Annotated in this window: 19 protein-coding genes and 2 tRNA genes; 14 read left to right on the top strand and 7 right to left on the bottom strand. The window is 45.4% G+C overall.

Annotated features, from left to right (window positions below; all coding sequences use genetic code 11):
• Positions 1–90: 90 nt before the first annotated feature.
• From GC098_RS02675 to GC098_RS02660, 4 genes are all read left to right on the top strand, one after another.
• Positions 91–176, top strand: a tRNA-Leu gene (locus GC098_RS02675).
• A 47-nt stretch (positions 177–223) separates the two neighbouring features.
• A tRNA-Leu gene (locus tag GC098_RS02670) sits at positions 224–302 on the top strand.
• 341 nt (positions 303–643) lie between these two features.
• Complete coding sequence (nagZ, locus tag GC098_RS02665; RefSeq protein WP_246358384.1) at positions 644–2302, top strand: beta-N-acetylhexosaminidase; 1659 nt, start codon at positions 644–646, stop codon at positions 2300–2302.
• Entirely contained in the window at positions 2302–3495 is a 1194-nt protein-coding gene (locus GC098_RS02660) for an anhydro-N-acetylmuramic acid kinase (RefSeq protein ID WP_171640707.1), read from the top strand. The genes nagZ and GC098_RS02660 overlap by 1 nt, the downstream gene beginning before the upstream one ends.
• Positions 3496–3688: 193 nt before the next feature.
• On the opposite strand, the gene GC098_RS02655 is transcribed toward GC098_RS02660, so the two are convergent.
• Positions 3689–4402, bottom strand: coding sequence for a FadR/GntR family transcriptional regulator (locus GC098_RS02655; protein WP_171640705.1), 714 nt, complete (start codon positions 4400–4402; stop codon positions 3689–3691).
• 119 nt (positions 4403–4521) lie between these two features.
• Between GC098_RS02655 and GC098_RS02650 the strand changes: the two genes are divergently transcribed.
• From GC098_RS02650 to GC098_RS02640, 3 genes are all read left to right on the top strand, one after another.
• Entirely contained in the window at positions 4522–5937 is a 1416-nt protein-coding gene (locus GC098_RS02650) for an FAD-binding oxidoreductase (protein ID WP_171640703.1), read from the top strand.
• Positions 5930–7264, top strand: a complete 1335-nt coding sequence (locus tag GC098_RS02645; protein WP_376773821.1) for a (Fe-S)-binding protein — start codon at positions 5930–5932, stop codon at positions 7262–7264. Before GC098_RS02650 ends, GC098_RS02645 begins: the two co-directional genes overlap by 8 nt.
• A 183-nt stretch (positions 7265–7447) precedes the next feature.
• Positions 7448–8365, top strand: a complete 918-nt coding sequence (locus GC098_RS02640) for an NAD-dependent epimerase/dehydratase family protein (protein ID WP_171640701.1) — start codon at positions 7448–7450, stop codon at positions 8363–8365.
• Here the strand turns inward: GC098_RS02640 and GC098_RS02635 are convergent.
• The 5 genes from GC098_RS02635 to GC098_RS02615 form a co-directional block, all read right to left on the bottom strand.
• Positions 8359–8727, bottom strand: a complete 369-nt coding sequence (locus tag GC098_RS02635; RefSeq protein ID WP_171640699.1) for a response regulator — start codon at positions 8725–8727, stop codon at positions 8359–8361. The two genes, GC098_RS02640 and GC098_RS02635, sit on opposite strands and share 7 nt — an antisense overlap.
• Positions 8720–10474: a hybrid sensor histidine kinase/response regulator gene (locus tag GC098_RS02630; protein WP_171640697.1), complete on the bottom strand. Its 1755-nt coding sequence runs from the start codon at positions 10472–10474 to the stop codon at positions 8720–8722. Before GC098_RS02630 ends, GC098_RS02635 begins: the two co-directional genes overlap by 8 nt.
• Positions 10475–11020 (bottom strand): heme NO-binding domain-containing protein, encoded by a 546-nt coding sequence (locus tag GC098_RS02625; protein ID WP_171640695.1) that lies wholly within the window; start codon positions 11018–11020, stop codon positions 10475–10477. It lies immediately after the preceding gene.
• A gap of 18 nt (positions 11021–11038) precedes the next feature.
• Positions 11039–12082, bottom strand: a complete 1044-nt coding sequence (locus tag GC098_RS02620) for an HD-GYP domain-containing protein (RefSeq protein ID WP_171640693.1) — start codon at positions 12080–12082, stop codon at positions 11039–11041.
• Positions 12083–12265: 183 nt separating this feature from the next.
• Positions 12266–13096, bottom strand: coding sequence for a glycoside hydrolase family 191 protein (locus tag GC098_RS02615; RefSeq protein ID WP_171640691.1), 831 nt, complete (start codon positions 13094–13096; stop codon positions 12266–12268).
• A gap of 138 nt (positions 13097–13234) precedes the next feature.
• Between GC098_RS02615 and GC098_RS02610 the strand changes: the two genes are divergently transcribed.
• From GC098_RS02610 to GC098_RS02580, 7 genes are all read left to right on the top strand, one after another.
• Positions 13235–13636: a response regulator gene (locus GC098_RS02610; RefSeq protein WP_171640689.1), complete on the top strand. Its 402-nt coding sequence runs from the start codon at positions 13235–13237 to the stop codon at positions 13634–13636.
• An 18-nt stretch (positions 13637–13654) separates the two neighbouring features.
• The gene (locus GC098_RS02605; protein ID WP_171640687.1) at positions 13655–14890 is read left to right on the top strand and encodes a hypothetical protein; all 1236 of its coding nucleotides are present in this window, start codon (positions 13655–13657) and stop codon (positions 14888–14890) included.
• Positions 14887–15951 carry a tetratricopeptide repeat protein gene (locus GC098_RS02600; protein ID WP_171640685.1) on the top strand — a complete coding sequence of 355 codons (1065 nt, stop codon included), beginning with the start codon at positions 14887–14889 and terminating at the stop codon, positions 15949–15951. The genes GC098_RS02605 and GC098_RS02600 overlap by 4 nt, the downstream gene beginning before the upstream one ends.
• Positions 15911–17755, top strand: a complete 1845-nt coding sequence (locus GC098_RS02595; RefSeq protein ID WP_171640683.1) for a DUF2194 domain-containing protein — start codon at positions 15911–15913, stop codon at positions 17753–17755. The genes GC098_RS02600 and GC098_RS02595 overlap by 41 nt, the downstream gene beginning before the upstream one ends.
• A complete protein-coding gene (gene pelF / locus GC098_RS02590) occupies positions 17752–19164 on the top strand; it encodes a GT4 family glycosyltransferase PelF (RefSeq protein ID WP_171640682.1) in 1413 nt (470 codons plus the stop codon). Before GC098_RS02595 ends, pelF begins: the two co-directional genes overlap by 4 nt.
• On the top strand, positions 19164–20621 hold the full coding sequence (gene pelG / locus GC098_RS02585; protein WP_171640681.1) for an exopolysaccharide Pel transporter PelG: 1458 nt from the start codon (positions 19164–19166) through the stop codon (positions 20619–20621). Before pelF ends, pelG begins: the two co-directional genes overlap by 1 nt.
• A gap of 123 nt (positions 20622–20744) precedes the next feature.
• Entirely contained in the window at positions 20745–22013 is a 1269-nt protein-coding gene (locus tag GC098_RS02580) for an ATP-binding protein (RefSeq protein ID WP_171640680.1), read from the top strand.
• 14 nt (positions 22014–22027) lie between these two features.
• Here the strand turns inward: GC098_RS02580 and GC098_RS02575 are convergent, their stop codons facing one another.
• Positions 22028–22891 carry an AraC family transcriptional regulator gene (locus tag GC098_RS02575; protein ID WP_171640679.1) on the bottom strand — a complete coding sequence of 288 codons (864 nt, stop codon included), beginning with the start codon at positions 22889–22891 and terminating at the stop codon, positions 22028–22030.
• Positions 22892–22968: the final 77 nt, after the last annotated feature.

Below are 22968 nucleotides of genomic sequence, written 5' to 3'. Positions count from 1 at the left end.
GACCGTGGGGGTTCAAGTCCCTCTACGCGCATCCCAAAGTAACGAACTGGATGGTAGCTTAGTTACATCCAGTTCGGAGCTTTCAATTAAGCCGGAGTGGCGGAATCGGCAGACGCACAGGACTTAAAATCCTGCGGTAGGTGACTACCGTACCGGTTCAAGTCCGGTCTTCGGCATTATCTTAACTGCAAGCACGCCGTAACACATCAAGGCGTGCAGCTAAGCCGGCATGGCGGAATGGCAGACGCGCTCGACTCAAAATCGAGTCCGAAAGGGTGGAGGTTCGAGTCCTCTTGCCGGTATCGTATGACAAAGTAAAGTGGTTGAACAGGAAGCTTTCCTGCTCAACCACTTTTTTTGTCGTTCCCCGATAGGATTTCGACAAGGGCTTTCCCTATGGTCGCGAGGCTTTAGATGTCATTTCTTTTTATATGGGTTAGCAAAAAAGAGGCAGCGAATGGATGACATTCGTTTGCCTCTTTTCACTCTTCTCGGTTCTATTTCAATTTAAAATAAAATTTCACATATTATATTTATATTGAAATATTATTTTTTTATTCCTATAATAATAGGTATTCGGTTTGCATTGTAAACACTTACATATAGGAATTTGATTGCTTGACGAGGGGAGTTAGTAAACGATATGAATATGAATACGAGCAGGAGCCAGAGAGACATCAATGAATTGACGCTTCGGCAAAAAATAGGTCAGATGATCCTTTGTGGTTTTGAAGGTACGGGTATGACTGAAGATCTGGAGAGCTTTATTGAACAAAACCACATAGGCGGGGTCATTTACTTCGCGCGTAATGTACAGGACACACAGCAAGTTGCTCGGTTATCCGAGCAGCTCCAACAAGTTGCAAAGCGTTCTCAGAATCTGCCGTTATGGATATCCATTGATCAAGAGGGCGGCATGGTGGCTCGCTTGACTGAAGGCGTGGCGTTAATGCCAGGACAGATGGCACTAGCTGCGGGAGCTCTTAAAGCAGCTGACGGTTCAAAGTCTGCCTATGAGTCGTCCTTTATTTCAGGGCAGGAATTGCGAACACTGGGCGTTAATATGAACTTCGCACCTGTTCTGGATGTGAATAATAATCCGGATAATCCCGTTATCGGCGTTCGATCATTCGGGGAGTCTCCGGAACTTGTCGCCGAATATGGAAGTCAGTCGATGCAAGGTTACCAGGATGCCGGGGTCGTTGCAACGGCCAAGCATTTCCCAGGTCATGGTGATACAAACGTAGATTCGCATCTGGATTTACCAACGATCGAGCATTCTGAAGTTCGTATTCGTGCGGTTGAATTGGTGCCTTTCGTTGAATCGATCAAGAGCGGCGTGGATGCTATTATGTCAGCGCACATTTATTTCCCCGCTTTAGAATCGGATAAGCTGCCTGTCACTCTTTCGAAGTCTGTACTTACTGGATTGCTTCGTGAGGAGCTCGGCTTTGAGGGAGTTATCATGACCGATTGTATGGAAATGAACGCGATCTCCGAGCATTACGGCACAGCGCCGGCGGCTGTCATGGCGGTCGAAGCGGGGGCTGATCTCGTGCTGATCAGCCACAGCCGCGACCGCCAGCTCGCGGCCATCACCGCGCTGGAGCGCGCGGTGCGCGAAGGGCGGATTACCGAAGCGCGTATTGACGCTTCGGTCGCCCGTTTGCTCGCGCTCAAGGAGCGGCGCGGCTTGTTTGAAGCGCGGCCAAGTGCGGCGGCCGCGGATGAGGTAGGGACCGCGGCGCACCGCGCGGTCGCCCAGCGCCTCAGCGAGGCGAGCATCACGCTCGTCAAAGACGAGCAGAAGCTGCTCCCGCTGAAGCGGGAGAAGACGCTCGCGATCACTGTGGCCGCAGCCGTTTCGTCGGGTGTCGACGAAACATACGCGGGCCCCGCGAGCTTAGGGGCTGCGCTGGCCGAGCACGGCCTAGACGTGCTCGATCGCGTGCTGCCGCTGCCGGAGGTGGCAGCGAGCAGCTCTGCGCTGCTCGCCGAGGCGCAGCAGGCGGAGCAGATCGTCATCGGGACGTACAACGCCCGATTCCATCCCGCGCAGGTCGAGTTGGTGCTTGCCCTGCAGGCGCTCGGCAAGCCGCTTGTCGTCGTCGCACTGCGAGTGCCGTACGATTTGCTGGAGCTGCCTGAGATTTCAACCTTCGTCGCGGCTTATGAAAGTCGGCCGCTTGCCCTGCAAAGTGCGGCCAAGTGCTTGTTAGGACAGCTTACTCCGCAAGGCCGGCTGCCGGTCTCGCTCGGTCTAGACTATCCTGCAGGATGGAAATGGGAGGGTGGTTTATAATGCTGCGTTCCTTATTGAATCAAACGTCTCTGACGGTTGCTGGAATTATGTCCGGTACTTCCCTTGACGGCATTGACGTCGCGCTTGTTCGGATTGATGGCTGCGGCGTTAACGCGAAGGTCGAGGTGCTCCACTTTGAGAGCTTCGCCTATGAAGATGAATTACGGGAAAAGCTCAAAGAATTATGTTCCATCGAACATTCCGATGTGTCTTTGTTATGCGGGATGAACTTCGCGATAGCGGAACGCTTTGCCGATGCAGTGTTACGCGCGGCGGCAGCGGCTAATATCCCCTTGGAGCAAATTGATCTCATCAGTTCTCATGGTCAGACGGTATGGCACATCCCGGTAGCGGATGAAGCAAATCCATTTCTGCCGAAATCAACCCTGCAAATCGGCGATTTATCCGTCCTTGCTAAGCGGACGGGAAGACCTGTTGTTGGCGATTTCCGTACAGCGGATATGGCGGTTGGCGGTCAAGGTGCACCGCTTGCGCCTTACGGGGACTTTATTCTGTTCCGCCATGAGGAAAAGGGTCGTATTCTCCAAAATATCGGCGGGATTGGCAATTGCACCGCGATTCCGGCTTCCGCATCGACCGATGCTCATCGTCTTATCGCCTTTGATACGGGACCAGGCAATATGATCATGGACCAAGTTGTCTTTGAGCTTTCACAAGGCCGGTTAACTTATGATGCGAATGGCTCTTGGGCCTCTATCGGCTTTGTAGATGTAGAGCTGCTTAATAGCATGCTGGCACATCCTTACTTCAAACTCCCTCCACCCAAAACAACGGGGCGTGAGCTCTTTGGTAAAGCATATGCCTCTTCTTATTTGGCGACTGCACTTGAGCGAGGTCTACCTCCTGAAGACATCGTCGCGACAGCGACTTCATTTACCGCGCATTCCATCGCCCGTTCTTACAACGACTTCGTTTTACCGGAGTATAACATTGCGGAAGTGATTGTAAGCGGTGGCGGGGCGCATAATCAGACGCTGCTCGGAATGCTCCGAGAACTGCTTCCAGAGCAATCCATTCTTACATCGGATGAACTTGGCTTATCGGGTGATGCCAAAGAAGCTGTCCTCTTTGCCTTGCTGGGTAACGATTGGATTCATGGCGTGCCTAATAATCTGCCATCCGCTACTGGAGCTGAGCGGCCCACGATCATGGGTAAGTTAGCCCTGCCTTAGATTCTACCTTAGATTCTCTTGAGTTATGTTATGATGTGCAATTTCCGATGGTACTTTAGGGAGGGCGAGAAGAGATGAAAAGAAGCGAGATCACGAGGGCTCAAGAGCGCACAGTAGAAGTGTGAGTATGACATCTTTACCGATCCCCGAATCGATAGAATACCAGTTATAGAAGAATAAGCAGTGAAGTTTCTCAGAATTTATCCGTAGAGATTTTGGCAAGCTTTTGAATAACTTGGTCCACTTTATGAATATGCTGCGACATCTTCTCCGCTGCAAGCTGCTCATCTTTCGTCTCGATGGCATCGACGATGTCACGATGTTCCTGAAGGAGCTTTTCAGCGGAAGCACGTTCAGCAAAAAACCATAGCCGGCGAGAAGCCTTCATACTTTGCTGCAACCGCTCCGTTAATGACTCCATCATCCCGATCATGAGGGAATTGTGGGAGGCTTTGGCGATTTCTAGGTGAAAGCGAATATCGGCTTGCTCGCTTTCTTCTTCATTTTCAAGGGAAGCTTCCATAGTGCTGAGGATCTGCCTGAGTGCCGTCAAATTTTCTTCGGTACGGCGACTTGCGGCTAACGAAGCACAACCCGCCTCTATGAATCTTCGGACCTCCTGCACTTCCTGCAGCGTTTGGCCTTGGTCAAAAAGGCTGCTGCTGTCTTTTGGCAAAGGGTTCGTAACGAAGGTGCCTCCGCCATGTCGAATATCTACCCAGCCTATAGCCTTTAACCCGCTAAGCGCTTCTCTAACCGTAGAACGGCCAACCTGAAAGCTAGCAGCAAGTTCAACAACAGTTGGAAGTTTCGAACCTGGTGCATAGGTACCCGTCTCGATTTGCATTTTTATTTGTTGAAGCACGATTTCCGAGCCCTTTTGCGGTCGAATCTGCTGAAATGTCATATAATTCCCCCATGAAGTATCTATACATCTATTCAATCATAAGTTAAAATAGAAAAAAAGTCATCTGATCACATGATCAATTGTGTTGAAATAAATGAGTTGTCCCATGGGAGGTATTTATGCTTGATAGTCGAGTAAGACAAAAACTGCAGGATATTGTAGGCGAGGCATTTTTCAAAGATGATATGGAATCTCTTGTTACGCATTCTTACGATGGAACACCTATGCTCCAAGCGCTGCCTGATGGTGTGATCTATCCCAAAGATACGGCGCAGGTATCTGCGATTATGAAGGTGTTAAATGAATATCGCATTCCGCTGGTAAGCAGAGGTTCAGGCACGAATCTTTGCGGCGGAACGGTTCCCGTTCAAGGGGGAATCGTGATGGTCATGCATCGAATGAATGCGATACTCGACATTGATTTGCAAAATTTAACGGCAACGGTCCAGCCGGGTATCATTACGAAGCAATTCATAGAGCATATTGAAAATCTTGGCTTATTTTATCCACCAGATCCGAGCAGTATGTCGATCTCGACGATAGGCGGAAATATAGCGGAATGCTCCGGAGGTCTTCGCGGCTTAAAATACGGCACTACCAAAGATTATGTGATCGGATTAGAATGTGTCCTAGCCTCAGGCGAAATTATGCGAACAGGCGGGAAGCTGATGAAGGATGTGGCCGGCTATGATTTAACGAAGCTGCTCATTGGCTCGGAGGGTACATTAGCAGTCATTACCGAAGCAACGCTTAAGCTAATACCGCCTCCCAAATATAAGAAAACGATGCTCGCCATGTACAAAGACTTATATGGAGCAGCTCGTACGGTGTCTAAAATCATAGAAAATCGCATCATTCCGGCTACCTTAGAATTCATGGATAATCCTACGATTCGTGTTGTAGACGATTTCGCCAAATTGGGACTTCCGCTCGATATGGCAGCTATTCTGTTAATCGAGCAGGATGGAGATATGGAAACCGTCGAGCGGGATATCGAACGGATCTCAGAAATTTGCCGCGAGGAGCTGGCGGATGAAGTCAGCATTGCGAGCAATCAAGAGGAAGCCCTGAAGCTGTTAACGGCAAGGAGAAGCGCCTTTACTGCACTAGCTCGTCTACGCCCAACAACGATATTAGAGGATGCGACCGTTCCACGCTCTAAGATTGCTGATATGGTCCTAGAGATTAATCGCATAGCCGAGAAGCATCGCGTGCAAATTTGTACCTTTGGACATGCGGGAGATGGCAACCTTCACCCAACGGCGACGACGGATGCAAGGGATCACGAAGAAATACATCGTGTTGAATTAGCCTTCGAGGAAATATTTGAAGCGGCTATCGGGATGGGAGGGACGATTACTGGTGAGCATGGTGTTGGTTTAGTCAAAGCCCCTTTCTTGGAATGGAAAGTGGGAAGTGCCGGAATCGCCATGATGAAAGGGATTAAGGAAGTCTTCGATCCACACCTTCTTTTAAATCCAGGTAAAATGTTTGCCAAAGAGTCCAGACGCAGGGTGGTGATTGATCGTGGCTAAGCATCCAGCAGCAACACTTCAAGAAACACTCGTACAGAAGCTGGATTATGAACAGTTAACCAATTGTATGCGCTGTGGTTTTTGTCTACCTGCTTGTCCGACATTTAAGGAGACCGGCGTGGAAGCCGAGTCCCCTCGCGGGCGAATTTCACTTATGAAAGCGGCCGTGGATGGTATTATGGAGCCAGGGATCAGCTTCGAAGACCAAATGAACCATTGCCTGGGATGCCGCGCTTGTGAACCAGCGTGTCCGGCAGATGTGAAATATGGACAGTTAATTGAGCAAGCCCGTGATGCGATTGAGACGCATACGAAGCAGCACAGATGGTGGGTAAGCGGTGTACGTAAGCTGGTGTTCAAGGAGCTTTTCCCTCATCAAAAAAGGATGAGTTTGTTGGGATCAGGCCTTCATTTCTATAAAAAATCAGGGTTGCAAACCATCGTTAGGAAAACAGGCGCTGTAAAGGTATTTTCCAAGCACTTATCCGATATGGAAACAATACTCCCTGACGCTTCCAGTAAAGGGATCGTAGAGCAATTGGGTACCTACATTCCGGCAAAAGGGGAAAAGATAGCTACGGTTGGCATGTTCCGTGGCTGCTTAATGGATGTTTTGTTTACCGAAACGAATATCAAAACGGTAAAGCTGCTTTCTGAAGCAGGATTTGACGTAGTCATTCCAGAGACGCAGAATTGTTGCGGGGCCCTACATGCACACAGCGGTGAGAGTGATCAGGCAAAAGCTTTGGCCAAGAATAACATTCGCGCTTTCCAAGAGGCCGGTGTAGATTATATCGTGTCCAATGCGGGTGGCTGCGGTGCCATTCTTGTAGAGTATGATCATTTGCTTCATGAGGAGCCGGAATGGAAGGAAGCATCGGCTTGGTTCGCTGTACGAGTGAAGGACATCAGTACGATTCTTGTAGAGCAAGGACGTCCACTCCAGTTCGCAGAGACCGTTGACGGTGGAGCTTCCACTCGCGTTACGTATCAGGACTCTTGTCATCTGCGTAATGTTATGAAAGGCAGCAATCCTGCCAGACAGCTTCTGAAAGAGGTAGGCAGCGTTGCCTATATAGAAATGAAAGATGCAGGCTCCTGCTGTGGTTCGGCCGGCATTTATAATGTCACACAACCCGTTATGGCGAACCAAATTCTTGAGCATAAAATGGAAAATGTGAACGCTACTGCCGCTCAATATCTCGTTACAAGCAACCCTGGCTGCTTGCTGCAAATGAAGCTGGGTATTGAAAAGCACGGGCAAAAAGACCGCATGGAGGCCGTCCATATTGCCGACTTTTTATATGATAGAGTCGTGAAGAATTAAATCCAAGTCAAACAAAAATAGAGACATTATCTTGAGCTAGTTCATCTAGTTCGAAATAATGGCTCTTTTTTATTTGTATTTTTTTCATTCTAACTACACGGAGGAGATCTATAATATAATAAAACTCAAGTCGAGTGATCTATTTTTCAGCTTATTTACGTTATCATGATGGGGCGTGCGCTTATGAATATTTTAGTTACTGGGGGAGCGGGTTTTATTGCTTCACATATTGTCGATCAATTGATCATTTCAGGGCATCACGTACATATTTTTGATAATTTATCTACAGGTCGTAAAGAAAATTTGAATCCCCTTGCTGTCTTCCATCATGGAGATTTGTTAGATAATGGATTAGCAGAGACTTTCACCGCTGCACGCCCAGAAGTCGTGATTCATCATGCTGCACAAATCGATGTTCAGACTTCGCTTACTAATCCTTTACTAGACGCTAAAATAAACATTCTCGGTACTCTTGCCGTCTTGGAACAATGCAGGGAGCATGGTGTTCGTAAGCTGATTTACGCTTCATCCGCAGCTGTGTATGGAACCCCGCAATATTTGGGCGTTGATGAGAATCATCCGATAAAGCCGCTATCCTTCTATGGTATTTCTAAACATACACCGGAACACTATATAGAAAGCTTTTCTTCTCTTTATGAGTTGGATTATACGATTTTGCGTTATGCGAACGTATATGGGATTAGACAGGATCCAAAGGGTGAGGGAGGCGTAGTCTCCATTTTCGTTGATAAGCTTCTAGCGGGTCAACAACCATTGATTTTTGGTGATGGGGAGCAAACAAGAGATTTTATTTATGTGAAAGATATCGTACGCGCAAATATGGCCGCACTGAGTAAGGGCGGCCGAGGATTATACAATATTAGTTGGAACGAGCAGACAAGTGTTAACGTTCTTCTTAAGGAAATGTGCGACATCAGCGGGATGAGCTTCAATCCCTCTTACGCACCTTCTCGAGCTGGAGATATCGTTCACAGCCGCTTGGATAATCGTGCCGCGCTTGCCGGTTTGGATTGGAGTCCGGTATATACATTAAGAAGTGGTTTGCAGGAAACCTTTGACCATTACAAAGATCGCTACTGATCTTTCAAATACACTTTCATCTTCTCGAGCAGCCGATTCCATTCAACAGGCTTCGTGTCAAAATCATCGCATCCCGCCTCAAATGCCTGTTCTCGATCCGTGGCCATTGCATGGGCGGTTAGCGCGATAATGGGGATCTCCTTTGTTTCCGGCGAAGCTTTAAGTTGACGTGTGGCGTTCCAGCCGTCCAATACAGGAAGACTCATATCCATGAGAATGAGATCCGGGGATTCGGATCTTGCGGCATCGACACCTTGCTGTCCATCCATAGCCATGATGACTTCATAACCCTTGCGCAATAAACGGCGGGATAACATGTCACGGTTCATTTCGTTGTCTTCAACTAATAAGATTTTATACATCGTTTGTTTCCTCTTTGCTGCGTATATAGGTATGCTCCCCAATGGTCTGGTCCTCCATGGAACCAGCCATTAGGCTGCGGATTTCATGTAATAATGTTTCGCGCCTAAAGCTTCCTTTTTGGATTAATTTTTTCACATAGCCGTTCAGTCGCAAGCGATCCTCCGAAGCAATGTCTTTCGCCGTAATGACAACAATCGGAATCCAGCGCCATTCCTCGCGTTTGCGCAGTTCCGTAACGAACTCGAATCCATCCATTCCCGGCATCATTAAATCGAGCAGAATCAATTGCGGGAGCGCTTGTACCATGAATTGCAAGGCCACGCGTCCATCCTTCGCTTTAGTGACCTTGTAGCCTTCTTTCTCCAACATCTGAGTCATCATTTGACTTGTTGTGATATCGTCTTCAATGACGAGTATCGAGTTAGATTGCCTCTCAGGGATATGCTTGTCCAGCACAGAAATTAATTTTTCTTTATAAATCGGTTTGATCAAAAACTCCGCAGCGCCAAGTGCATAGCCCATATTTTTATCATCGGTCATTGTCATCATGATGACAGGTATGTCTGATAGTTCTGGATCGTTTTTGAGTGTTGTTAGTACGGTCCAACCATCGGTACCCGGCATGAGCACATCAAGGGAGATAAGCGTAGGACGCAGCTCCCTAGCGAGCCGAAGGCCTTCTTGTCCATTTTGGGCCAGCGCCACCGTACATCCCTCTTTACTGAGCAAACGCTGCATCAACTGCAGCATAGCAGGATCATCATCAATAACCAGAACCGTGCGGTTTCGCTGCATCGTCCATGAGCCGTTTTCCGTTAATGGATCGTTAATGCCTTCCGCATGATTCTCTAGTAGAGGCAACCAGAAAGCAAAAGTTGTGCCTTGACTGTACGTACTATCGACAGTGATCTGGCCACCCATCATTTTGCACAGCTTTTGACTGATCGCAAGTCCCAGTCCTGTGCCTCCGTATTTCCTTGTTGTCGAGGAATCGGCTTGTTTAAAAGCATGAAATAAATGTTCCATCTGTTCAGGCGTCATGCCGATGCCGGTGTCTTTAATGCTGAAGCTAATGCCTGGATGCCCATTTGCCATTTCATAGCCAATTGTTAGCCATATCGTTCCATCCTTGGTAAACTTACCGGCATTGCTTAGCAAATTGAACAAGATCTGTCTAAGCTTCGTGATGTCTGTCTTCATTTCGCCTTGGGGGAAGGCAACTTCCAAATGGTTGCCGCCTGACTCTATTAGCGGATTTACAGTTGTCAGAACTTCGTGAATAAGCGTCGGGATATCACATACTTCCAAGTAGAGATCCATCTTGCCAGCTTCGATCTTGGAGAGATCCAGAATATCATTAATAAGTGTCAGCAGATGTTTCCCCGCGTTATGGATTTTGCCTAGGTCGTCTGCGAATATGGGTTCATTCATATCTTCGGCATCTTCTTTGAGCATTTCACTATAACCGATAATAGCGTTGAGCGGCGTGCGTAGTTCATGGCTCATATTGGCCAGAAACTGGCTTTTGATTTGATTGGCTTCAATGGCTTCATCGCGTGCTTTGGATAGCTCCACCGTACGCTCCTTCACCAATTCCTCCAGCTGATCGTTCAACTGTCTAAGTTCTTGATTTACATAATAAATTTCACGCGTTTTCTGCTCGGCGATCTGTTCAGCTTCTTTGCGCGCTTTCTTTTCCCGTTCTAGTTGACGGCGAAGAACGTCTAGTTCCTGCGTATCCTGCATCTATTTCACTTCCGTGTTCGTCAAAATAAATCGGGCCGCGGTTCCTTCGTCTAAATTCTCCCGTGCTATGCTTATCTGCTCGCCATAATACTGAATGCATCCCATGATGAGCCCCTCTGCCAAATCGGCAAAAGGTCGCGAGGACCGGTAGGTCATGATCAGCGTTCCAGGTACCGAAGTGTCATATTCGAATGCCGGCAGCTCGGCGCCTGGATAGAGCTTGCGGACTTCTACGTGAATATAGCTGTCCACTTTTTGCAGAAAGCTGAATACGGAGCTGTTTTCTTGGATGAATTGAGGATGAAGTTCGATAAGCTGTGTAAACAGATATTCGCCGAAAGTGATGATCAAGTCGGTAACGGGAATGTTTGTCCGCTGGCTTAGCTGTACAATAAGCTGAATCATTTCATTATGATCGTATGTACCGACAGAGGTATAGCTACCGCCCGACGGCAAGTCGGAGCTTTCAATAATTTGATCGACAATACCAAGAGAAAATTTATTTTCGACCATTTCGAGAAAAGAAGTAAAAACCATGCCTTTCATAAGAACACCTTCCCATTTCTATTCGAAATTGTTGTTTCTTCGGATAATGCCCATGAAGGCGTCCACGACTTGGGGATCAAAATGAATGCCGCGCTGCTTCTGAATTTCTGTCAAAGCTTCTTCTTCCGACCAAGCCCTTTTATAGGGGCGCTCGTGAGTCAACGCATCATAGAAGTCGGCAATGGCCACGATACGTCCAGCTAGTGGGATTTCTTCACCGCTTAATCCGCTCGGGTATCCAGTTCCATCCCACTTCTCATGGTGCGACAAAGCGATCGTTCTGGCTAATTGCAGATCAGGAAATTGACTTCCTTCGAGTATGCTGGCCCCGATCGTCGTATGTGTTTTCATGTGCTCAAACTCTTCGGGGGTGAATCTTCCCGGTTTTAATAAAATCTCATCGGGGATGCCGATCTTCCCTAGATCGTGTAAGGGAGTGGCCCGCTCGAGGAGCTCCGCTTCCTGCTTAGGCAGTCCAAGAGAAGTGGCGATCTCCTTCGCTATCCGGCCTACGCGCTGTGTGTGCTGCCCTGTCTGATCATCACGAAATTCGGAGGTGCGTCCAAGTAACTCCAAGATTTCCAGCTTGGCTTGTTCAAGCTTGGCGGTTCGTTCCTGAACACGCTGCTCCAAACGTTGATTCTGGTCTTGAAGCTGCAAATGATAGAAGCGTGTCTTGAGTAAGTTGTTGATCCGTAAAACCACTTCTGTTTTATCCAAAGGCTTCGTAAGGAAATCATGCGCTCCGAGATGCAGCGCTTCCTTCTTTGCCTCTTGAGTTACATCGGCGGTAAGTACTACGATCGGTAGGTAATTGCTTTCCAAGACGCGTTCTTTCAAAAGCTTCAACGCTGCAAATCCGTCCATTTCCGGCATATGCAGATCCAATAAAATGATATCAGGCTGAACCTCATCAAAAAGGGTATCTAAACGCTTGGGATCCGTCGTACAGTGTATATTGGAAAAACCCGCACGGCGCAGTATCCGCTCTAAAAGGTTGATATTGTACTCCTGATCATCGATAACCAGAAAATTAGCGCTTTGCTTCCAAACCTCATCCATCTATGTACCTCATTCCATCCTTGCTCTTAAATCATAGGCTATATGTGAGATTTTACCATAGATAACACGTAATGTGACTATTAAATGTCGAATCCTGTAAAAAAAATAATACTTGGAGCTCGTTGTGTTGAAGCACTTGAAATGGAAGTTGGTCTAAGTATGGTGTAGGGGGGAGGTTCAAAATTAATTGACTTCTTTCGTATAACCATCAGGTGCGTCTATATGTAAAAACTTTAGTTTACGGGCTTCTCTACCAGGAGAGCTCTCTTTATTTAAATGGATGGAAAATACGGTCAAGCCCTTCTTTTGTTCCTTTCGCAGTCTGTCCACTCTTGTTTTCATCCACAAATCCTCTTTCCAATTAGCCCGCCAGTCCTCCCATAACAAACCATCGATATAAGGCAGCGCATAGTCGAGTGTATCAAAGCCGCGATTCTGAATAATGGAAAGCTTGGGGTATTGGCCGCTCACGTCTTGGAGGAAAGAACGGTATGCTTCTCTTGTTGGGGTTTGAGTAGCTGCATCTTGAATCCAGTCATCGATATCTCCAACCGTATCTAGGAACATACCGTCTAAACCTTTGTCTGAGATAGAAGTTTTGATTTCTGATAACAGCAGCTGACGGTAATGTGATTGTCGCAAATCCATCAAATAAGAGTCCCATTGCTTGAAATGGATACGCTCGCCCTGCTTCAATAAATAGTCCGAAGACAAAAGTTCCTTCACACGAAGAGTGTTCCAGGCAGGGGTTTCTATAACGCTTATATAACCTATAACCATTGTGCCCGTCGTTTGAATGTCTTGTATTTGTAGCTTTGAGAACAATTGAGGTTCAATAATAATAAGATCTTTGGTCTTTAATTGAATGATGGCTTGTTCAGTAGGTGCACCATAGTAGAGGGAGTAGTCTTTCACGTTTTGAAAAGGTTTAGAAGCTTGGATTTGCTTCTTGAATGGGAATGAGAAAAAGACCATGGAGACGATAATGGCAGCTGTTACCTTTGATGTCTTCATCGCTTTTCACGGACCTTCCTGAAATTTGGATTAGCTTCATTATATGATAAAATATAACCTAGAAACATTCAAACATATCCTTTTACATACGTAAATTTATGAAATATGCAGCTAGATAAATGTAAGGAGTTGAGAGCCATGAATCACCTAGCTATAGTGGACGACGATAATGTTCTACTACACATTTTACAGGATTTATTCGAAGTGAGAGGTCTCCAGGTATCAGCCTTCAATGATCCTATTGCTGCGTTAAAATCGATAAAGGAATTGAAACCGGATGCTGTTCTGTCTGATGTTCTTATGCCGAATTTGACTGGATTTGAACTATGCCGAGAGCTTCGCTCGGACAAATCCTTTGCAAAAGCACCCATTTTTCTGATGAGCGCGAAGCATTCCATCGGCGAATTATCGAAGTCAATGATGGCAGGAGCCGATGAGTATATTATTAAGCCTTTTCAAATTGATGATATCTATGAGCAATTGAAACAGTTTTATAGAAAGAAAAATAACCCCATCATTATCAAACCCTTGGATAGTTAAAGTTTGGAGGAAACGTGATTGATTTTTCGACAAAACCGAAGTTGGTTAGCCTGGTGTGAACTGGCTTTTTTTCTGGCCGTTCTATTTATTATCCATTTGGTGTACAACATGGATTGGTTGAATTGGTCACCCAATCCATTTTTATTTGTTACTCTTTACTTTTCACTCCGCTATGGAACACGCATAGGAGCAGCCTCGGCGGTTGGAGCCAGCTTGCTGCATATCTTAACGTACCTTCAGATTAACGGTGATTTATATGGGATGTTTGACCAATGGGATCAGGCGAAATGGTTCGTGTGTTATTGGGGGATCGCTTTATTTGTAGGTCACGTTTCCTCCGATTTACGCTTTCGATATGCCATTCTGGCGGATGAATTTGAGGACAATAAGCAGCAGCTAGCGAAAATGGATACCAGCTATCAGGATCTTCTCTTTGTTAAGAAAGCCCTGGAAACGAAGGTAGTCGGCGCTCAAGAAAGCATGTATACCCTCTATAAAATTGCCAAGGCATTAGATTCCGAAGATTCGGAAATTATTTTCACGGATGCGGTGCGCTTATGCAAAGATTTAATTCAGGCGGGATCCATCGTCATCTATCGAATGAGTCCAGGCGGTGATGTACTGAGACTGAAAGTCTATTACGGTGCTGAAACACATTATCCGTCCACCGTATTCCTAGATCAACCATCATTGTACTCCCAAATATGTAAGGAGAAAACGATTCAAATGCGACCGGAGGGAGAATCGGCAGATATCCCCATACTTGCAGGACCTCTTCTGGATGAGAACAAGCAAATTATAGGTATTATAGGTTTGAACGGACTTGATTTTGTTGCCTTGAACAAGCATACGATGGACCTATTTCGACTTATTCTCACTTGGATGGGCGAGAGCTGCGTTAAAGCGTTCCAAAAGGAACAGAAGTTGAATGAACAGCGTTATTTCCCCAATACCTGGGTAATGAAGCCGGATTATTTCTACGCCAAATTGAATGAAGAAACGATACGCGCAACTGATTTTTCCCAAAAATTCCTATTACTGCAGATTCCAATCGAGTTTAGTGAAATGGAAGAGACAGAGGCTCTGATAGAGATCAATGCTCTGACACAGCAGATGCTGCGTGATGAAGATGCTATGGCCTACGATTCATTCCGCGGAGAGCTGTTATTTCTACTTCCCGCAACGTCTCCAGAGCTGGCATCACGTATTGAAGCCAGGATTAGGGATCGTTTCAATAGGGGGGGCTCAGAATGAGAGTCTCTCGGAATGTCCGGCATTTTGATGTTTCTCCTTACGCAAGGCTTGCCGTGGCAGTTAGTCTACTATTCGCAGTGTTAGACGGATTGCAGATCATTGGGCTTTCTTTTCATTGGATTAGCTTGCTGCTTCATCTCGTTCTTGTGCTCATATATAATAGGCTGCTCCATATTATCTCCTTCCGAATCGAAGATAGACTGAGTGCCGGGTGGGTGCAAACGATCATCCTTTTCTTTCCTAGTATTGGATTTCTGGTTGGATCATTTGTCTTCTCAGGATTGTTATTTTTTCGTTTTAGGCACGACTTTTACGAGGAATATGAGAACTACGTCTATTATTCTCCGCAATCCATGGAAAGCTATAATATTAATGTGGAAGCGGAATCGAACCGTTTACCATTCCGGGAAATCCTGATGTCAGGTGAGCCTGTGGGCAAGAAGGAGGCTTTATTTTCTCTCCTCCAATATGAAGGCAATAATAAAGTGCAGTTGTTTAACGAAGCCCTGCGCAATGAGGATCCCGAAGTGGTTCATTATGCAGCGACTAGCTTGAACTATTTAAATGAGCAATATATCCGAAGTATCAAGAAATGGACCTTCCTTCTGCAGCAGGATGATAAAAGCTGGGAGACATGGAAAGAATTATTGGAAGCCTACCGACTTTATTTGGGAAGCCATTTATTGACGGAAGAGCTCGCTATGGAAGTTAGACAGACGTTCAAACAATGGATAGGAAAGGGACTTACTCAATTTCCCGATGAGCCCCGATTTATCGCAGAGTTATGCAATCTGGCACGAATGGAAAAGGATTACCAGACGGCCATCCGCCACGCTGAGCAGGTTTCCAATGTGGGTGAATATCGCTATATGGTTTATTTAACTAAAGCAGAAAAAATGTATGCAGAAGGAAAATTAAACGAACTTAGTCAATTTGCACAGCAATGGTTGGACAGCAGCATTGAGGTTCCGGACGAGCATCTGCCTGCGATCCAATTTTGGAAGGAGCTGAAGGAACAAGGTGTCCCGCAAGCTGATCATCTTTACATGCGTTATCGTTAGTGTGCTGCTGCTCGGTGTCGGGCTGCAAACCATACGAACCGTTGATTTGTTTCCTTTATCTTCAGCAAGAAATGTTTATCAAGAGGCACAGTTCTCGGTGAAGAGCTCGGCCCAATCATCAATAACAGGTGATAAACTCAGTCTGTATATGTATACAAATCCTAAAGATTCAGAAGGCAATAAGGTCAAAGTCAACCTACAGACAGCACTGGGGCTTGCCAAATTGCATGCAGATTCCATAACGGCCGACGAATTGAGAACAATTAAACCAAACCCGTGGACTGTCATTCTACTCACCGGCGAGGATATAAGCGAGCTGGATCAGACCGTTATCCAGTCTTATTTGAAGGAAGGCGGTCGACTTCTTGCCTTTACGCGGTTTTATGCTCCAGAATGGAATGACATGCTGGGGATAGAAAGTAATAACGAATTCATTGAAAGAACGATACATGGCATAGAAGTCAACCAAACCGTATTTCCCGGCTATCCTAATCTTCCGGCAAGCAATGCGCTATTTTCCAACAGTATGTTGGATATTAAGCTTAAGCCGCAGGTTAAAGTTTATTTATCGGCCGAAGGAGTGCCTATGCTCTGGAAAAATAACTATGGGCAGGGGAGCGTTGTGTTCTGGAACTCAACCAACAGTATCCAGAAGGTAGGTCGAGGGCTAATGGTTCAATCCATTGGTCTTGCTTTAGACAGCTTGGTTACTTCACAAGTGGCAGTACGAAGTCTGAATATTGACGATTTCCCATCACCCGTTCCGCTTGTCGTTAATCCGCTGATTCGTCAGGAGTACGGACTTAGCACACCTGCATTTTATGAACGGATTTGGTGGGCGGATATGGCTCGTTTCGCTAAGCTCTATGGGTGGAAGTATACGGGCCTCATGATTGGGAATTATCAGAATCAGACGAGTTCGCCTCTCCCAACCCTTCTGGGGAACTATCCGAAGATTCTGCCGTATTTTGGCTCTAAATTGTTAGGTCAAGGTGGTGAGATTGGTCTGCATGGCTATAATCACCAATCTCTTGTCACTGCAAAGGAGCCAATTGACACTAATCTCGGCTATGTTCCTTGGCCTGATAAGGCTTCCATGGTTGAAAGTCTTCAGCGTATGGTAGAGCTATCGAATGACTTGTTTCCCGGACATGAGTTAAAGACATATGTGCCTCCATCCAATGTGCTGAACAAGACTGGGAAGGCAGCGATCGCTGAAGCAGTACCCTCCATTGATATCATTTCTTCCCTTTATTATACGGGGGAAGAAGAGGGCTTTCTGGAGCAGGAATTTGGGGTGGACAGTGAATTTCCGCAATTCACGAATTTCCCCCGTATTTCATCCGGTTACTGGCTGGACGATAGCACGAAGTTTTACGTCAATGATGTTATTGCTAATTTTGGTTTGGTGAATCACTTTGTACATCCGGACGATGCGCTGGATATTCAACGTTCCGGGGGGAAAGGCTGGAAATACTTGAGTGAGCAATTCGAAGCATGGATGGCATCACTCAATAGAAACTATGCGTATCTTCAACCTTTAACGGTTAGGGACGCGGTGAAAAAGCTAAGTATTTACTCGGCCGGAAAGGTCGACGTTCATTATAGTAAAGACGTAATTACGATTACGACCAAAGATGAACTGGTCCCCATGCATTACACCGTTCGCGTGCCAGATAACCGAACACCAGAGATTTCCAAGGCAGCTGGCGTACTGACACGTATGGAGCATACGGACGGACTTTGGCATTTGGAGGCTCATCAACCTACTGTGACCCTACAATTGAAGGAAATGAAGCCATGAAAATCGCATTGTTAGTGGAAGGGAGTTACCCTTACGTGTCAGGTGGGGTAGCGAATTGGATTCAGATGTTGGTCTCGGCAATGCCAGAACATGAATTTGAAATCATCGCGATTTCTTCCTCTCGTAAAGAGGCCTCAAGCTATAAATACAAGCTTCCGCCCAATATTTCAGGCATTCATGATGTTTTCATGATGGATTACCTGAAGCTAGAGGAGGGGAAGCCACCACGATTAACCAAGAAAGAAGCTGCTTCCTGTCTGGAGTGGTTTGCTTTTCAAAAAAATTCCGAGCAATCTCTTCTCTGCATTGCTGATTCTAAAAAGCTGGGAAATCCGATTACCTTTATGAAAAGTGAAATATTTTGGGATTTCCTTGTCGCTTCCTATGAGCAAGAAATGCCGAATCATTCGTTTAATAGCTATTTCTGGACGTGGAGATCTATGTACATCCCCGCCATTTATCTGCTGCAGCAGTCCTATCCGGTAGCCGATGTGTATCATGCTGTTTCAACTGGATATGCTGGCTTGATTGCCACCTATCTGCGAATGAAGCATAAGAAGCCATTCCTGCTTACTGAGCATGGCGTATACGCACGTGAACGGGAAGAAGAGATTTTGAAATCTGTGTGGGTAGATCCTCCCTTCAAAAAAAGATGGATCGAGTATTTCTACCATATGTCTCAAGGTGCTTATCACACGGCTGATCGAACCATCTCTCTCTATAAAGGTACGCATCAAATTCAGCTTGAGCTCGGACTTCATGCTGAGAAAGCTATGATTATCCCTAATGGCATTGATTATCACAAATTGTCAGTACTTCCAAGACATACGAGTACCTCCGGTGGAGGGATCGTCTTCGGAGCCTTAGTGCGTCTCGTACCCATTAAGGATATTAAGACGATGCTCTATGCTGTTCGGCTCGCCAGTCATGACATCCCTGACATACGTCTTTGGATTATGGGGCCTACGGACGAAGATCCTGATTACTATCAAGAATGCGTAGCCTTAACCCGCAATCTCCATCTGGAGGAGATTGTTACTTTTATGGGAAAGGTAGCGATTGACGAATATTTACCCAAGATTGATGCGCTCATACTGAGCTCGATTAGTGAAGGACAGCCCCTCGCCGTTCTGGAAGGAATGGCCGCAGGAATACCATGGATCTGTACCGAGGTAGGCAGCTGCCGCGAGCTGTTGGAGGGGAAGGACGAGCACGATGTCGGAATAGCCGGCTACATCGTTCCTCCTGTTAATCCAAAAGCCATGTCTGAGGCTATGGTAAAAATGTATTCACTCCCGGAAGAGCGAGCTTACATGGGACAAGTAGGACGCAATCGTGTGGAAGCCTATTATCAGATTGATCATTTTATTGATGCTTATCGGCAGTTATATGATGAGGTGGTTACCTAATGGCGGGAATTGGATTTACCCTACAGAAGTTGTTCCGCGATGACTATCTTACACTAAGAGTTCGGGCTTATGCCTACGCTTCTTTCATTGCTGCTGGTCCTTGGATGCTATCTGTTGGCAGTATTGCTCTGATTAACTTTATGCTGGTTCAATTCGGTCATGTAGATGACGCTCAGCGTCAATTGTTTATTGTTACGGTATCGTATTGTTTCATTTTCTCGCAAATACTTTCCGGGGGTTGGCAGCTTAGTGTTACAAGATATTTGGCCGATCATTTCTTTCAAAATCGCCTAGAGGTCGTCACACCTACCTATGTTGGTATAAGTAGGATCATACTCGGTATTTCGCTCATTATCGCTGTGATTTTTTATTGGTCGTCTCCGTTATCAATGGTTTATAAAGTGACGAGCGTATTGTTATTTTTCATGATTGGACAAATTTGGCTGGCCATGGTCTTTTTAACCGCAGCTAAGGATTATAAGATTATTTCTTATTCGTTTTTGGCAGGCGGGCTGGTCTCGATCATCGGTGTGATTGTTCTGATGAGGTACCCCATTGCTTTCGAGCAACATGAGCAGGCGACCAATATTTTAATAGGTTTTAGTTGTGGTATTCTACTTACCATGAGCATGCTGGTATTTGTGCTGCTGCGCTCGTTTCCGGCTAAAGAAGCGTCTAATCCATATGGTTTTTTACATTATGTTGATAAATATCCTTCGCTGCTTTGGATCGGATTTCTTTACAACATAGGCGTTTGGACGCATAACATCATCATTTGGTTAGGACCATCGGGTGTCCGGATCGAGGAGACGTTTATGTATAGCCCCATCTATGATACCCCTGTCTTTTTGGCAAATCTCACAATCATTCCGTCACTCGTTCTGTTCGTCGTATCGTTGGAGACACAATTTTATGATAAATACAAAACGTTTTACGGCTATGTAACCCATGGTGGAACCCTGGAAATGATCACCAAGGCGAAGAAGCGAATGGTCGAGGTGTTATGGCGTGAACTGTATCGTCTGACGAAGCTGCAAGGCATATTGACGCTATTTATCATTTTAATTAGTGATATGCTCCTAGAAAGGCTAGGCTTACAAGAAATCGTAATCGACATTTTTAAGATGTGTGCGCTAGGAGCACTGATGAATTCCATTATGCTCATTAATATCTTAATCATGTTGTACTTCGAAGATCGCAAAGGGGCAGTTATTACCGGGGGAATTTATTTCACCTTAAATGTGATACTAACTTTCGCACTGCTGCCTCTGGGCTTCGATTATTATGGGTTTAGCTACTTTATGGCAGGGCTTGCTGCTTATAGCTGGAGCGGTTTTCGATTGCTGACGTTCTTGAAGCGGATCGAGGTGCATACCTTTATCTCGCAAAGCATCATTTACAAGGAAGTCCGAGGATTCTTCACCCGATTAAGTGAAAAAGCTTACTGGCGGTTCTAAAATTAATAGGTTTCGGTTTGACATAAGCAACCTCCATAGACATCTATGGAGGTTGTTTTTTTTATTGTTTCTGCATCATGTTTAGTGGTACTGTTATGTGTATGGACGCTACTGGGGGGCTGTATGTTTAATAACGTTAGAGATCTTCTATTCAATTTATTTATTGTGTTTCTACCTGTTATTATCTACCCATATCTCATGAAGACAGATCGTGAAAATGGTTATACTCGGATTATAATTGCCGTTGTTTTTAGTTTCACACTCGTGGCCACAATGACGTTTCCTGTAGTACTTAATGGTCTTAACTTTGATTTACGTGCTGTTGCGCTAAGTATTGGCTCTTTATATGGAGGCGTTTATGTCTCACTTTTTTTGTATGCGGTTGTCGTTGTCTATCGCTTTATAATAGACAGTCCCAACCAAATGGCATATATCATCGCTTTTCTACCTACTTTTTTGGTGATTATCTGGTTTGTAATCAGGTTCCAGAGATTATCATTGATTCAAAAAATGATCTCATCCATTCTTGTTTATGCTAGTATTCGTCTTATTAGTTTAACCGTTTATAGCTATCTCATAGGCAATATGTCTACATTATTTAATACGAATTATCCGGTTTTTTACGGTGTGATTATTGTCCAATGCTCTATTTCAGGTGTATTTGTGTATGTACTCGAGACTTTCAAGAGAAATGCCCGATTGCGCGGAGAAATCATAAGAAGCGAGAAAATGAAGATCGTCAGTGATATAGCGGCATCCGTTGCACACGAGGTTAGAAACCCTTTAACTTCTGTAAGAGGGTTCATTCAGCTGATGGGGAAAGATGACCTTACGACATCGAATAGACAATATTATCAAAAAATTTGTCTGGAGGAATTGGATCGCGCGGAACACATCATTTCCGACTATTTAACCTTCGCTAAGCCTGAACCGGAAAAAATAGAAGTAATTGAGATGAAGAATGAGATTGATTATGTTGCTAACGTCCTTACTTCCTATGCCAATTATCAAAACGTACAGATCATCATACAAATCGAACAAGATGAGCTTCTTATTCTTGGTGATAAAAATAAATTGCGGCAAGCGCTAATTAATATCGGGAAAAATAGTATTGAAGCCATGCCTGAGGGTGGGAATTTGACATTTACCGCCCATTCGATAAACGGACATGTTGTCATTTCAGTTGGAGATACTGGCATTGGTATGACCAAAGAGCAAATGAATCGACTTGGAACTCCTTATTATTCGACTAAAGATAAGGGGACGGGCCTTGGCACAATGGTTTCGTTTAGTATTATTAGAAAGATGCAAGGTAAGATAGAGGTCAAGAGTGAATTGGCCAAAGGTACCACGTATATGATCACAATTGCTCGATTAAATGCCTCTAAATAACTAGTGCAGCTCAGCTATCTAGCCGACTTTCTAGCAGCCGCGGGAGTCATACCCAGAACTCTTTTGAACATGGCATGAAAATGAGGTAAGCTCTCGAAGCCGCACATTTCTGCGATGATGCTAATGTTGAGGTCGTTTTCACTAAGCAGCTGCTTCGCTCGGATAATTCGTTTGGTCATGATATAGGCGGTAATATTCATCCCAATTAGCTGCTTAAATACCCGGCTGAAATGCGCAGGTGTGACGGATGCTTGCTTGGAAAGCGTCTTAAGGCCGATGTCCTCACAGAAATGCTGATCGATATAAAGCAAAATTTCCCTCATCCACATAGGAGGAGCGATGGAATCCCCGGTGCTAGGCTTCGTGCCAGAACCCAGATCACGATTCAAAAAAAGCAGGAGTTGAAGAAGCTGCAGTAAGATAGCTTGCCGGTGACCTAAATTCGGATGTTTGAATTCATATTGAATGGATTCCAACCATGAATCTAAGTTTTGACGTTGTGAGAGTAAAGTTTCAAACTTGTAATTGTGATGTGCTGCGGCTTGCTCGAAGCAATGCAAATAAGAAAAAGAGTCACCTAAGTTAGGAGTCTGTATAATGCTGGGGCTGAAATAAATCGCTGTGGACGTAACAGGAGTCTCTTTATCCGGAGTTGCCCGGTGAATCGTATTGCCAGGGATGAGGAAGAGATCGCCTTGTTTCATTTCATAAAACGTGTGATCGATAAAGAAGGTTCCTTTTCCTCGATACACATACACAATTTCATACCAATCGTGGAAATGATCAGGAAGCTCGCTTTGCGAGCTCTTTGTGTTTTTGTAGGCAAGTGAAAACGGGAAGGCATCGTTCGCATCGAACACTTTACGGACAGGATGCATAAGATTCCTCCTTCAAGATAACTCGTAATCTCATGATATCAAAAAACCGTATAAAGATGCTAGATATCGTTATTTCA

Source organism: Paenibacillus phytorum, from assembly GCF_013141715.1.
Taxonomy (GTDB): Bacteria; Bacillota; Bacilli; order Paenibacillales; family NBRC-103111; genus Paenibacillus_E; species Paenibacillus_E phytorum.
This window is presented reverse-complemented; position numbering and strand designations above follow the sequence as displayed.